At 62.1% G+C, this 13,072-nt stretch carries 11 protein-coding genes and 1 tRNA gene; 1 reads left to right on the top strand and 11 read right to left on the bottom strand.

All coding sequences use genetic code 11. The features are described 5' to 3' along the window. Positions 1-133 precede the first annotated feature (133 nt). From NW848_RS05025 to NW848_RS05040, 4 genes are all read right to left on the bottom strand, one after another. The gene (locus NW848_RS05025; RefSeq protein ID WP_414510602.1) at positions 134-646 is read right to left on the bottom strand and encodes a hypothetical protein; all 513 of its coding nucleotides are present in this window, start codon (positions 644-646) and stop codon (positions 134-136) included. Next, on the bottom strand, positions 618-2,786 hold the full coding sequence (locus NW848_RS05030) for a hypothetical protein (protein WP_414510603.1): 2,169 nt from the start codon (positions 2,784-2,786) through the stop codon (positions 618-620). Before NW848_RS05030 ends, NW848_RS05025 begins: the two co-directional genes overlap by 29 nt. Before the next feature lie 265 nt (positions 2,787-3,051). After that, a complete protein-coding gene (locus tag NW848_RS05035) occupies positions 3,052-3,753 on the bottom strand; it encodes a hypothetical protein (protein WP_414510604.1) in 702 nt (233 codons plus the stop codon). Positions 3,754-3,820: 67 nt separating this feature from the next. Beyond that, a complete protein-coding gene (locus NW848_RS05040; RefSeq protein ID WP_414510605.1) occupies positions 3,821-5,287 on the bottom strand; it encodes an aldehyde dehydrogenase family protein in 1,467 nt (488 codons plus the stop codon). Positions 5,288-5,409: 122 nt separating this feature from the next. Between NW848_RS05040 and NW848_RS05045 the strand changes: the two genes are divergently transcribed. Next, a tRNA-Glu gene (locus NW848_RS05045) sits at positions 5,410-5,486 on the top strand. A gap of 3 nt (positions 5,487-5,489) precedes the next feature. On the opposite strand, the gene NW848_RS05050 is transcribed toward NW848_RS05045, so the two are convergent. The 7 genes from NW848_RS05050 to NW848_RS05080 form a co-directional block, all read right to left on the bottom strand. Next, on the bottom strand, positions 5,490-6,845 hold the full coding sequence (locus tag NW848_RS05050; protein ID WP_414510606.1) for an alpha/beta hydrolase family protein: 1,356 nt from the start codon (positions 6,843-6,845) through the stop codon (positions 5,490-5,492). Next, positions 6,842-8,302 carry an IMP dehydrogenase gene (gene guaB, locus NW848_RS05055; RefSeq protein WP_414510607.1) on the bottom strand — a complete coding sequence of 487 codons (1,461 nt, stop codon included), beginning with the start codon at positions 8,300-8,302 and terminating at the stop codon, positions 6,842-6,844. Before guaB ends, NW848_RS05050 begins: the two co-directional genes overlap by 4 nt. Before the next feature lie 35 nt (positions 8,303-8,337). Next, complete coding sequence (locus NW848_RS05060) at positions 8,338-9,231, bottom strand: hypothetical protein (protein WP_414510608.1); 894 nt, start codon at positions 9,229-9,231, stop codon at positions 8,338-8,340. A gap of 19 nt (positions 9,232-9,250) precedes the next feature. Further along, positions 9,251-9,922, bottom strand: a complete 672-nt coding sequence (locus NW848_RS05065; RefSeq protein ID WP_414510609.1) for a hypothetical protein — start codon at positions 9,920-9,922, stop codon at positions 9,251-9,253. Between the two features lie 5 nt (positions 9,923-9,927). Further along, positions 9,928-10,752 (bottom strand): DUF1559 domain-containing protein, encoded by an 825-nt coding sequence (locus NW848_RS05070; protein WP_414510610.1) that lies wholly within the window; start codon positions 10,750-10,752, stop codon positions 9,928-9,930. Positions 10,753-10,948: 196 nt separating this feature from the next. Further along, the gene (locus NW848_RS05075) at positions 10,949-11,878 is read right to left on the bottom strand and encodes a hypothetical protein (protein WP_414510611.1); all 930 of its coding nucleotides are present in this window, start codon (positions 11,876-11,878) and stop codon (positions 10,949-10,951) included. Continuing rightward, positions 11,878-12,960 (bottom strand): LacI family DNA-binding transcriptional regulator, encoded by a 1,083-nt coding sequence (locus tag NW848_RS05080; protein WP_414510612.1) that lies wholly within the window; start codon positions 12,958-12,960, stop codon positions 11,878-11,880. Before NW848_RS05080 ends, NW848_RS05075 begins: the two co-directional genes overlap by 1 nt. Between the last annotated feature and the right edge of the window lie 112 nt (positions 12,961-13,072).

Consider the following 13,072-nt stretch of genomic DNA (forward strand, 5'->3'; position numbering starts at 1 on the left):
TCCATATCCACATCCATGTCTGCCCACGATGCATCGCTGTACCTCCTCCGCAGTGGGAGACGAGTCAGAGGCAGAGCGCGTTTCGTCTGCCATTCGTGTGCGTTGCTTGACACGCTGATACAACACTGAACTGTCAGCGTTCGCGGTAGCGTGGAATGTTGGGCAACTCTTGGTTGGGGCGCGGCTCCGTATGCCACTCCAACGCACTGCAGCGGATTTCTACCCATGCATCGGGCAGATTGAAACCAAGGAATTCCAATCGCAGTATCAGCGCCCCATCGGAGGCTAAGTCCAACTCGAAACGGTAGAGGTCAAACTCGTGGATTCGGCAGGATTGCGTCGTTTCTGCAATCTGCCGCAAGATTCGCCGATTGCGCGGTGACAGTTCCGCGTCGTGGAACTGCAAGACAAGGTCGTAGTACCCCATCTGCAGGTGTCCGCAGCGAAGCACCACCTTGAGAGTGCGTTCGGCGCGATTGTAGTCAGCTTCTACGAGAAGTCCATCGTCTACGCCCTCGAGTTTCAGGAGCGCAAGCGCGTGTTCGGGGACGCGCCCGCGCAGACTTTCGTGATGACGCTCGCACGCCCTGAGAAAGGCGCGCCATGCCGATTCGTCCTCAGGGTCCGTTGGCTTGGGTATCTTCATTGAGCTTCTCCACCTCCTTGAGTCTCGCCTCCAGCGTGCGCACATCCACAAGTTCAGCGCGCCGCTGGAAGATGTAGTAGGTTCTGCGTCGCGCGGGTGGCGCTTGCAACTCCAGCGTGTAGCCCTGCGTGTGGACAAGGTAGAGATGCATTGCTTGTTCCTCCTTGAACCTCTGTAGCAAACTCTCGATAGCGTACCGCTCCGCCTCTTTTTGCCACTGTTCAACTTCGCTGGGATCAAACCCAGAAGGAAGACGAATATTTTCTCTGCGAGGGATGTAGTAACGCAGTGCGAGTCCTATCTCATCTGGGATGTCGTAGCTCAACGGGTACTCGGTGTAATGCTTCAGCCGAAACGCCATCGTGTCTACAGGGGACAGCTCTGCGGTTCGCCTCTCTTCCGACCATCCCAACAGCGGAAACTGACGCGGATCCTCCCATCGGTACGGAAAATCGATTCTCAAGAGTTGCTCAGGCGGTGGAAAGCCGTCCTCAAGTGCCTCTCGGAATCGCTGTCGTTGAGGAAGCGTCAAGGTACTGACGGGTATCCAATCGCCGCTAAGCAACTGCCTGCGCTGAGTTGCACTCAGCGACGCTAAGAATCGCAGCCCGCGTAGGCTCTGGGTCAGGGTCTCCCAAGGAAAGCGCACAGTGAGCCAAATTGGGGATGTCCACGAGAGCGACACGCTATCGCGTTTGTAATAGTCTACCTGCACATCGGTCATGCGTCCCGCAAGGGCGACATAATCCTCTAAGTCCAGCCAGCGCTGCTGGGCAAAGCGTTGCTCCAGCGGGCGCAGCCAATCTTCGGGCAACTCCACCAGGCGCCACGCCCAATACAACTCCACACGCCGCAGCACATAGCCCGACTCGTCAACTCGCACCCACGCGCGTTCCGACAACTTCCGAAGCACATCACGAGGCGCTTTGAGATTCAACTCCCGAAGCCACGCCGAATCTGTTCGGAACGACTCGCTAATGACGGGTAGGCGCGTACTCCACGCGAACCATTCCAGTAGGTCGGCGCTGTTGACGAGGTTGTTCGAGTAATCTCGATCCAGAACATACGAAGGGGACTGCGGCTTGGCGCGGTCATTGCGCTCAGTGAGGGCGCGTTCGGGGATGCGCGGTTCCCACGCCTTCTGAGGAGTCGCCCACGCCCGCCACTGGGCAAGCCACGGATGGTCGCGCACATAGGGTACCGTGTAGAATAAAAACTGTTTCATCATGCGATTCAACTCCGGCTCAGAAGGCGAACGGTTCCCAGAAGAGTAGCGGTCGCGCGAGAACCAAACCATTTCATACTCCAAGTAGTTTCCACGCTTTGGAAGCCGAATCCAAAGCCCCCAGTACGGAGGGTTCTGCTGGACGGCACGGGTTTGATTTGTCGCCTCATCCCATTCGTAGCCGCGCATATAATTGGAGGCGATAATGCTTTCAGGCAGCGGATAGACCCCTGGCATAGGGCGCGTGCTAAACCCGACCAGTTGCCCATTCAGCAGGGCGCGTTCCGCCTGCGGCGGCATCTTCGCCAGCAACGCCAACAGCACTGCGTCTTCGAAGATCCACTCTGGGAAATTGCCTCGCTTTTGAGCATATTCGCGCGTTGCCTCCCAAGGACGATACCAATATGCCAACCACCGATTCCACTCTTCAGGCGGCGCGTCTTCACTTGGTTGCGGGAGATTCCAGAACGAATCGTCGTCCTCCGCTTCAGCAGGCGGATTGTTGACAGCCTCCCGCGCAAAGCGGATCACATCCTGCAACGCCCGCACACGCGCCTCGCGAGCCGCACGCAACACACCCTCCTCCTGCTGCCGCGTCTCGTCAGGCACATACAACACATACTCCCCCCCATCCCTGCGCCACGCATAGCGAAACAACGACGCTAACTGCGTCAGGATCTCCCCCGCAGGGCGGTTCTCCACGAAGATAGACACCTTGTGGTGCTGGATGGCGTCTTGGCAGCGCAGGGAGACGCCTGTTTGTTTGCTAACCGTGCGCAACACATCGCGCAGGGGTTCCATCTTCAGCCAGAGGGTGATGCGCGGTTGCAAGCGCGGGTCGTCAGCAAGCGTCACCTGGGCAAGCGCAGATTGCCCCGCCAGCGTAAGCCATACACACAGCCACAGCCACCGCATCGTGCGCCTCCGACGAGAAGTATACTCGAATACCAATCGCACGGGCAGAGTTTATCAATTGCCCCCCTCCTTTAGGTTCCCCCCGCTTCGCGAGGGGAACCAAGCCCATCGGTTCCCCCTGCGTGCAGGGGGAACCTTAAGGAGGGGGTCTTCAATCTCACTGGTTTTCGTAAATTTTGCCTATGCGATTGGTAGAAGACGCACGCCTCTGGCAGAGCGTTTCGCCCTACCAGAGGCGGGAGGGATTAGGGTAGGCGATTAAAGGTCAGTCGATTTTGCGTCCTGTGGCGGCGAAGAAGGGTTCAATTGCCGCGCCGACGGCAATCACGCCTGCGCGTTGCATGTGCGGCGTCTTCGGTCCACCGCTGAAGAGTGTAATGCCCCATGACACCAGCAGCGCGCCCGCCGTCTCGTACCACTTCTCCGCTTTGTTGCTTCCCGACGAGAAGTCGCGCACATCAACCACAATCTCGCGCTTTTTCACATCGACGATAATCACATTCACCGTGGCTTCCGCCTTCGTTTTGGGTCCCAGTCCAACCCAGACGGAGCGCACGCGCCACGAGACCGTGCCTGCGCACACATAGTCCGCGCCTAACGCCTCGCCGAACTCCAGCAATTTCTTCGGACTGGGCAGCTGGGGTAATTGCCCCGGCTCCTCGTAAGTGAGCGAAACATTATCGTTACCCAGTTGCAGCCACACAGAGCGGCATCGTCCTTCAGGGATAATTTCCAGCCCCGCGCGGTCTTCGAACGACCGACGCAACAGCTCTTGCACGGTACGCACGGCTTGCTCGTTCGTGCCGCGCTCGTTCTCGGCGAAACTCCACGGGTAAAGCGCAATTTTCTTAACCTCAATCTGAACTGGCGGCTTGGGGGCTTCCTGGGGCGTTTCCTGTGTCTGCCCCTGCGCGTACCCTAAGCAAACCGCCGCTGCCAGCAGACTCAAAATCGTCCAGACTCGCATTTCACACCTCCGTACCCTTAATTATGGCATTCCCTGCTTTTTCGTTAGGAGTTTTCTCGTGGGGAGCCTACCCGAACCACTCAAAATAGTCGGGGCTGAGGTCTACCTGCACATTTTTGACCTGCGTGTAGAGGTCGAGCAGGCAGTGCAAGCCGAGTTCGCGCCCGAAGCCGCTAAGTTTGTAGCCGCCGTAGGGCGCTTGCGGGGGAATCATGTTGTAGCAGTTGACCCACACCTTGCCCGCCTCAATCTGGTGGGCGACGCGCAACGCCTTGCCGATGTCCTGCGTCCAGACGCCCGCCGCCAGCCCGTAGTCGGTGCTGTTGGCAAGGCGCACCGCCTCTGCCTCGCCCTCGAACGGCATCAGCATCGCGACGGGTCCGAAAATCTCATCGCAGGCGACGCGCATGGTGGGCTGCACCTCTTCCAGCACGGTCGGCGCGAAGTAGAAGCCCTTGTCGAAGGGCGGCTCGGTGAGGCGTCTGCCGCCTGCAAGCAGTTTCGCGCCTTCCTCAAGCGCAGTGCGCACATAGAACTCGGTCTTCTCCAGTTGCTCGCGCTTGTGCAGGGTCGCAAACTCGGTGGTGGGGTCTGACGGGTCGCCAATCTGCAGGCGTTGGGCGCGGGCGACGAACGCATCGCGGAACCGCTCGTAGATTGGTCGCTCGACGAAGATGCGCGTAGCGGCGGTACACATCTGCCCCTGCGCGAAGTAGTTCGCCAGCAGGGCGTGGGCGAGGGCGCGGTCAAAATCGGCGTCGGCGAACACAATAAACGGCGACTTGCCGCCCAACTCCAGCGACACGGGGGCGATGTGCGTCGCGGCGTTTTGCATCACGCGCACGCCAACCGCCGTAGACCCCGTGAAGGAGATCTTGCGCACCTTCGGGTGGCGGGTCAGTAGGTCGCCAAGCGTGGCGGGCGTCGGGTCGGTCAGCACATTGAACACGCCTGCAGGGATGCCCGCTTGGTGCATCACTTCCGCCAGCATCAGCGCGGTAATCGGCGTGGTGGGCGCGGGCTTGAGAACCATCGTGTTGCCGACCGCCAGCGCGGGGGCAATCTTGATGGCTGCCAGCCACAGCGGGAAGTTCCACGGGGTGATTGCGCCGACGACGCCGTAGGGCTCGCGCCGCGTGTAGTTGAGGTACATGCCAGGAACGGGGATGGTCTCGCCGAGTGTAGCGGGGGCGACGCCTGCGAAATACTCGAACACGGCGATTGTGGCGGGGATGTCGTGCGCCATCGTTTCGCGCAGGCAGCGTCCTGTCTCTTGCGTTTCGGCGAGGGCGAACGCTTCGTAGCGTGCCTTGATGCCTTGCGCGACGGCGCGCAGCAGTTCGCCGCGCTCTTCGTAGGAACGGGCTGCCCAGTCGGGGAAGGCGCGTGCAGCGGCGTCTACGGCGGCGTTCAGTTCCGCCTCGCCTGCGACGGCGCACTCGGCAATCACCTCGCCGTTGGCGGGGTTGCGCACTTCGTAGCGCGTGCCTGTGTCTACCCATTCACCGTTGATGTAGAGTCTGTAGGTTTGCATCGTTGCCCTCCATAAGCGCGGGATTCGCGTCTCGCTGCGGAAGTCCTGCCGCGCCCCCACAAAAGCCTTCCTCGCAAGGGCTTGCAATTCCCTTGGCGCGCTGGGGTATACTACTCACGGCTGGCCCCATGGTCTAGTGGTCTAGGACGCCTGGTTTTCAGCCAGGAGGACGGGGGTTCGAATCCCCCTGGGGTCACCATTTCTATTTCTTGCCCCGCACGGTCTCGTCCAGCCACTTACGAATCACTTCCAGCGCGTTGGGGTTGAAGGTCTCCTCGATTTCCGTGTATTCGGTAATCAGCCCCGTCCTTGCCTTCTGGAACAGATGGTTGAGGTTGGGCAGGCGGCGTATGGTGATGCGCTTGTTGCCCCCCTCGCGCAGCGCGCGCTCGATGGCGGGCAGGTTCTGCTCAGGGTCTACCTGTAAGTCCAGTTCGCCGTTGAGGGCAAGCACGGGGCAGCGCACCTTGCGCAGGTAGGGCGCAGGATCCAGCGTGATGAAGGCGCGGAACCACGGGGAGATGTAGTTGGCGGCTTGCGCGCGGAGGGCAGCCTTCTGGTTTTCGGGCAGGTTCGCGCCCGCCCCCAGCGACTGGAGCATCGCCTCATAAATTGCGTCCTGCGCTTTGGCGTCGTCGCGCTCGCGTTTAAGGATCTCGAACACGCGCTGCTGTAGGGCGCGGTTGCGCTCGATCAGCGGCTCGGCAAGCCCCGCTTTGCGGCTCATCAGTTCCGCTTGGCGGTACAGAATCTGCTCGCCGGGCACGCCTGTGCCCGCCAGCATAATCAGGAAGGCGACCTCGCGCGGCGCTTTGGCGGCGGCAATGGCGCACACCAGCGCGCCCTCGCTGTGCCCCAGCAGCCCGATGCGCTTGCGGTCGATCTCCTTGCGCTTCTGCAGGTAGCGCACGCCCGACAGCGCGTCGTCTGCGAAATCGAGCGTGGTCGCCGTGCGCATGTCGCCGCCTGAACCGCCTACCCCGCGGTCGTCCATGCGCAGCGTTGCATAGCCCGCACGGGTTAGGTAGTCCGCCAGCACCAGAAACGGCTTGTGCCCGAACACCTCTTGGTCGCGGTTCTGCGCGCCCGACCCTGTGAAAAACACAATCGCGGGGAACGGCGGCTTGCCTTCGGGGATGGTCAACGTGCCCGCCAGTTCGAACCGCTCCTTGAGGTGGGGAATGCGCACTTCTTCCGTGCGGTAGGGGAAGGGCGGTTTGGGTTCTTGGGGGCGTTTGGGTGTGGGCGGTTCGCCGCGCGTTAGCGTCAGCGGCAACTCCTGCCCGCCCTGCTTCCAGACGCCTGCAACCTGCTTGCCGTCGTCCGAAAGTGTCCCGACGAACTCGCCCTGCACCGCGTCGGAACGGACGCGAATGGTGTTGCCCTCCACCGTGATTTCGCTGATTGGGATGCCCGTCGCGGCTTGGTCGAGGCTGTCAATCGTGCCGCGCAGTTGCCCGTCGGCGTCGCGTTGCAGGCGGAACACGACGCGCAGCCGCTGCGCGCCCGCCGTCAGCGTGCCCCACCAGACGCCTTCGAAGCCTTGTTGCCGCCTCACTCCTCGCCTCCTGTCCAATAGTTCGGCGGCTCGCGCGTGATGGAGACGCTATGCGGATGGCTCTCGCGCAGCCCTGAGTTGGTGATGCGGATGAACCGCGCCTTCTCGCGCAACTCCTGCAGGTTCCGCGCGCCGATATAGCCCATCCCCGACCGCAAGCCGCCCACCAGTTGGTGAATCGTCTCGGACAGGGGACCGCGATAGGGCACGCGCCCCTCGACGCCTTCGGGCACAATCTTGCGCGGGTCGGTCTGGTAGTAGCGGTCGCTGGAGCCTTGGCGCATTGCAGCGACCGACCCCATGCCGCGATAGACCTTGTAGGCGCGGTTGCGGAAGATTTCGATCTCGCCTGGCGACTCCTCGCAGCCTGCCAGCAGGTTGCCCAGCATCACGGCGTTTGCGCCCGCCGCCAACGCCTTCACGATGTCGCCCGAATAGCGGATGCCGCCGTCGGCGATCGTCGGCAGATTCCACTTCTGCGCTTCAGCGGCGCACTCCATGATGGCGTGCAGTTGCGGCACGCCGACGCCTGCCACCACGCGCGTGGTGCAGATCGAGCCTGCACCCAGCCCGACGCGAATCGCATCTGCCCCCGCCTCCGCCAGCGCGCGCACACCCTCGCGCGTGGCGACATTGCCCGCAATCACCAATAGGTCGGGCAGCGTGCGCTTAATCAGCCGCACGGCGTTCAATACCCCTTGCGAGTGCCCGTGCGCCGAGTCGATGACGATGAAGTCCACCCCTGCCTCCGCCAGCGCGCGCGCCCGCTCCACAGGCTGACGCATCGGTCCCACCGCCGCGCCGACCACCAGACGCCCCTTATCGTCTTTGGTGGCGTTCGGGTGCTGCCGAATCTTCAACAAGTCCTTGATGGTGATTAGCCCGCGCAGTTTACCTTGGTCGTCCACGATGGGCAGTTTCTCGATTTTGTGCTTCTGCAGGATTTTCTCGGCTTCCTCAAGGCTTGTGCCGACAGGCGCGGTAATCAGGTTCTCGCTGGTCATCACCTCGTGGATGGGGCGGTCGAAGTTGGTCTCGAATCGGATGTCGCGGTTGGTCAGGATGCCCACCAAGTAGCCCTCTTCGTTGGTGATGGGCACGCCTGAGATGTGGTAGCGCTCCATCAGTTCGAGCGCGTCGCGCACGGTGTGGTTCGGCGAGAGGTAAATCGGGTCCCAGATGACGCCGTGTTCGCTGCGCTTGACGCGATCGACTTCCAACGCCTGCTTCTCGATGGGCATATTGCGGTGAATCACGCCGACGCCCCCCTCCCGCGCCAGCGCAATCGCCATGCGCGCCTCGGTCACGGTGTCCATCGGCGAACTGACAATCGGAACACGCAAGCGAATGTCACCCACCAGCGTTGTGCTAACATCCACCTCGTCGGGCAGCACCTCGGAGTGGTTGGGCAGTAGCAGCACATCGTCAAAACTCAATGCTTCGGTCAACACCTGCATCCAGAACGCCTCCTGTGGCGTTCAATTGTACCTAATTAGCGCGCACCGAAACCGAACAGCACCTGCAGCAGGTCGGCGTCGTCCACCACGCGGTCGCCGTTGATGTCGGCGGGGTGGTTGCACCGCTGCACGCCGAAGGCGAATAGCACTTGTAGCAGGTCGGCGTCGTCCACGATGCCGTCGCAGTTCACATCGGCGGGGTGGTAGTCGCTGAGGATTTGCAGGTAGTCGAAGGCAGCGACGGGCGCGGGGCTGCCTCCGCCGCCGCCCAAGTCCACATACAGCCCAATCTGCCCGCCCGATTGCGCGACGGCTTGCAGCGCGGGGAAGTCGCTCAGCGGGCGCGGCGACCCCGCCAACTCGCGCCAGTGTGCGCCGTCCTCGCGGTCGTAAAAAAAGCGCACGCGCCCCGTGTCGGGTTCATACCGCATCATCAGGCGCAAAGTATCGCCCGCGCTGGGGCTCCACACCATGCCGCTCAGCCCTGCCCACTGGTAGACGCCCGCCCACTCGTGCCCGCCGCTGACCGACAGCCAGTGGTTCTGCTCTGGCAGGTACACCATGTGCAGGTTGAAGTAGTGGTCGGCGTCGCGGAAGGCGACCAGCCCTGCTTGGATGTAGCCGCCCGACGCGCCGCCCCGCGTCAGGCGCACGCGCGTTTCAAGCACCCACGCCCCGCGCAACGCAGGCACAGACACGCTCGGCAGGTTACGGATGCTGTTGACGCCCTGATACAGCGTTCCACTGCGCGCGGTGATCTGCAGTTGCTCGGCAGTGAAACTCACCCGTGCAGGGTCGTGCGTGTTCGCAGGCGCGTTGCCAGGCACGATCCAACTCCAGCCGTGCTGAGGGTCAAACCCGCCGAAAAAGTCGTCCATCAGCGGCTGGGCGTGAATCGCCACCGCTGCCGATGCCAACATTAGGCTCACAAGTCTTCTCATGGCACACTTACAAGGGCTGGAACTCAAATCGGCTTACGATTACCTCCACCTCGCGTCCGTTGATAGGCGGCTCACCGTTGAGTAGCCACAGGTTCATGCGCGGGTTCTCGTCGCCGGGCGGGGGTACGAAACCGCCCGTGTAAGTCCACTCGGCGACGATTGCGCTCGCGCTGGACGGCTGCGGGCGATGCCCACGCACACTGCGAAAATAGAGCCGCCCTGGCTCCCAGCGGAACCAGTGTACCGACTGACGCACGCCTGCAGGCCACATGAAGGTGTGCTGGGGGTGTCCCGGATCGTGCGGGCGGATGGTGTAGTAGCCGTTGGGTCCCGTCGCTCCTTGGAACCGCGCAAACTCGATGTCGATTTCGCGGTAGCCGAAGTCGCGCGTGTCGCTCCAAGTGAACAGCCCCAGCACGACCTTCGGGTCAAGGTCATGCACTTCGCTCTCGAGGTAGAAGCGGTAGGTTCCGTAGCCCAGCGAGCGGGTGCAGATGACCTCGGCGCACTCCCAGCGGTTGCCCGTGCGCGTGATTTTCAGGTGCAGTCGCCCGCGCGCATCTACCCACACATTGCACTCGGCGTCCGAGAAGAGGTTCGGTCCTGGACCGACGGGCGTCGTGTGGCGTTTGACGAGCCAAGTGTAGCCTGAAAACTGGATGCTGCGTGGATATTGCATAGTGTTCACCGAATGTTGGGGTTGTTCTCGTCGGGGTTGTCGCCGCCGAGTTGCCAGTGCCACGGGATCTTGATTGCCCCGCGCCGCATCGCCTTCACATGTCCGTCCGCCCACACCAGCACGGCGACCTTGCCGCCGTGGCGGTAGCGCACTTGGAACGCGGCGTTCAGATTTGCGCCCAGCCCGTTGAAGTCGCGGTCGATGGTGTCCCATTCGGCGTCGGTGCGCGCGGGCTGTCCGCCCCAACCGTTGAGCAAGCCAGGAGTCCACCAATACAACGCGCCGCAGTTGCCCGCCCACTGCTGGTTCTGCGTGCCGTCGCCGTACACGATGGTCTCGGCGGGGTGCGTAAACATCGCCAGCGAGGCAGGCAAGCAGGGGTTCAGGTTGTTGGAACACTGCCAGCGCACATTGTTCGCGCTGATGACCGTGCCATTGCCGCCGATGCGCTCGCTCATACTGTACGCCAGTGCGCTGCGGTAGGTCGCCGACGGGCAACTGCGCACCTGTGGGGCGGGGCGTTGGTTGTTCGCGCCGTCGGCGTAGGTCTCGAACTTGCCCTCGCCCATGTACGGCGAAATCAGGAAGTGCCAGATAATCTCGCGCCCCAGCGTGCTAAAAGCGTTCAGGTAGCCAATCGGGAAGGTCTCGTCGTAGTCCTGAAGGTACATATTCGTCGCCAGACCGACCTGTCGCGCGTTGGAGGCGCACTGCGTCTGCCGCGCCTTCTCACGCGCCTGCGCAAACACAGGGAACAGGATTGCCGCCAAAATCGCGATAATCGCGATCACGACCAAAAGTTCAATAAGCGTAAAGCCGTTGCGTCTCATCGTTAACCTCCTATGTATTGTCCCCCCTCCTGCAGGTTCCCCCCGCTTCGCGAGGGGAACCGCGTAGGGGTGCAGTTCCCTCCCGCTTCGCGAGAGGAACCGCGCAGGGGCACAGTTCCCTCCCGCCTCGCGAGGATGAACCCAGCTCCTTCGGTTCCCCCTGCTTACAGGGGGAACCTCAAGGAGGGGGTGAAAATTAGCCTCCTGCACCGAAGTTGAACAGCACCGCCAGCAGGTCAGCGTCGTCCACCGTGCCGTCAAGGTTCACATCCTCGTCCAAGCAGTCGCCCGACGAACCGAACGCAAACAGCACCGCCAGCAAGTCCGCGTCGTCCACGATGCCGTTGGCGTCCACATCGCCCACAGGCAGCAGGGGCAGGTTCGTCTCGAAGTAGTCGAACTCGAACGGTTGCGCCAGCCCGCAGCCGCAGGCGTTGTCGGTGTAGACGCCAATTCGCGCGCCCTGCGACAGCATGCTCATGATGTGCTGGTAGAAGGGGCTGTCGGGGTAGTAGCGTCCGCCGTTGAAACCGTCGTACTCCCTCCAACCGTTTGTGAGCGAGTGGCGGAACTTGAGGACGATATACGGCTCCTCGCCAGCCACGCGCTCAATCCGCACGCCCATCCACTGGTCGTCAGGCGTCCAGGTGTTCGTCACACGCGCGCCCCACGCAAAGTTGTCGTCCTGCTCCGAGTTGGTGGAGCCGTTCACGGTCTCGGTCTGCCCCGTCGCGTCGCGCGTAATCAGCACTTGGAAGTAGTTTCGTGCGCCTGTGGTGATTACGATACCCGCCTGCGTGTAAAACACGACGGGCACGGTACTCCAGTCGGTGCGGAAGACGGTCTCGATGTACCACTCTTCGGGAATGTCGCCACTGACGCGCAGGGTGGGCACATTTTTGTGGCTGTTGAACTGTTGAAACATCCCGCCGTCGCGCGTGGTAATCGTCATCGAGCTGCCGCCGAACGAGACGGCGTTGTCGAACAGGGTACAGAACGGGTCGTTGTCGGGGAGTTTCCAACTCCACTGTAGGCTAAAGCCGCCGTTGAACTCATCGCGCGTTTGCACATGCGCCGTGCTTAGCAGCGTAATCGCTGCGAGTAAGGAAACGAGTGTTCGCTTCATTATCTTGAACCTCCTTCGGTTGAGTATGTTGGCTGCGGAATCGTCGCCGATGCGAGAGCGTAGCCCATCGCCACGCTTTGGCGCACGACCAGTGTGCCGTTGATGAGGGTGCGTTGCGGGTGCGTATCGCCCGTTTCGATTTGGTGCAGCAGTTGCTGCGCGGCGAGGTAGCCGACTTGGTAGCGGTCGTGGTGGATGGTCGTGAGGGGGATTCCCATGCGCTGCGCCCAGAGCGAGTCGTCGAAGCCTGCGACGGAGATACGGTCGGGCACGGCGATTTCGTGCGTGCGACACTGTTGCAGGAAGCCCATCGCCATGTCGTCGTTTGCCGCCAGCACGACGGTCGGCAAGTCGGACTGGCGCAGGAGTTGCTCCGCTGCACGCACGCCCGATTCGGGGCTATAGTCGCCCTGTTGCACCCACTCTTCGCGGATGGGGAGGTTGTAGCGCGCCATCGTGCGTCGGAACGCCTGCTCGCGCTGGTGCGCGCTCCAGTGCAACGGGTGTCCCTTGATGAACCCAATCGCGCGGTGCCCTTGCTGAATCACCCATTCGGTCAGCATCGCCATCGTGGTCTCGTTGTCGATATCGATGCACGACATGCCGTACTCTTCGGGCAGGGTACTCCCGACCGCGACGACGGGCAACCGTGAGTAGTGACGCCATTCCAGCAGGGGCGACCCCATCACAGGCGCAATCAGCACCGCGCCGTCGACGGAACCGTTGTCGATCCGTCGCCACACGGCGGCGGGGTCGCTCGTGCGGGGGGTGATGAGGCGGATGTCGTAGTCGCGCGGCTCCAGAAACGCCAAGATGCCGTCCAGCACATCGTGGGCATAGAGGTTGTGCGTCAGGCGCGCGTGTTGCGGGTCTAAGACAACGCCGATTGTCGCCGTGCGTCGTCGGGCTAAACTCCGCGCGACCGAGTTCGGGCGGTAGCCCAACTCGTGCGCCGCGTGCAGCACCTGTGACACCATATCCTCGCGGTATAGGTGGCTGCGCCCTTGCAGAATGTTCGAAACAGTCGTTATCGAACAGCCTGCACGCGCTGCTACATCGCGTAGCGTCGGTTTGCCTCGCATCGTGATGACTCCATCACCTGCTATGGAAACGCTTCTAAAAACCGTCCCTGCGTAAGTTCAAGTCGCCATCGTTGGCTATGGAAACGCTTCCACGCGAGTCTATTATAGCACA

The organism is Synechococcus sp. RC10A2 (genome assembly GCF_047502605.1).

Excerpts from the sequence above, each read along its gene's own strand:
- NW848_RS05025 (WP_414510602.1), bottom strand. The coding sequence starts at position 646 with ATGAAGATACCCAAGCCAACGGACCCTGAGGACGAATCGGCATGGCGC.
- NW848_RS05030 (WP_414510603.1), bottom strand. The coding sequence starts at position 2,786 with ATGCGGTGGCTGTGGCTGTGTGTATGGCTTACGCTGGCGGGGCAATCT.
- NW848_RS05035 (WP_414510604.1), bottom strand. The coding sequence starts at position 3,753 with ATGCGAGTCTGGACGATTTTGAGTCTGCTGGCAGCGGCGGTTTGCTTA.
- NW848_RS05040 (WP_414510605.1), bottom strand. The coding sequence starts at position 5,287 with ATGCAAACCTACAGACTCTACATCAACGGTGAATGGGTAGACACAGGC.
- guaB (WP_414510607.1), bottom strand. The coding sequence starts at position 8,302 with ATGCAGGTGTTGACCGAAGCATTGAGTTTTGACGATGTGCTGCTACTG.
- NW848_RS05065 (WP_414510609.1), bottom strand. The coding sequence starts at position 9,922 with ATGCAATATCCACGCAGCATCCAGTTTTCAGGCTACACTTGGCTCGTC.
- NW848_RS05070 (WP_414510610.1), bottom strand. The coding sequence starts at position 10,752 with ATGAGACGCAACGGCTTTACGCTTATTGAACTTTTGGTCGTGATCGCG.
- NW848_RS05075 (WP_414510611.1), bottom strand. The coding sequence starts at position 11,878 with ATGAAGCGAACACTCGTTTCCTTACTCGCAGCGATTACGCTGCTAAGC.
- NW848_RS05080 (WP_414510612.1), bottom strand. The coding sequence starts at position 12,960 with ATGCGAGGCAAACCGACGCTACGCGATGTAGCAGCGCGTGCAGGCTGT.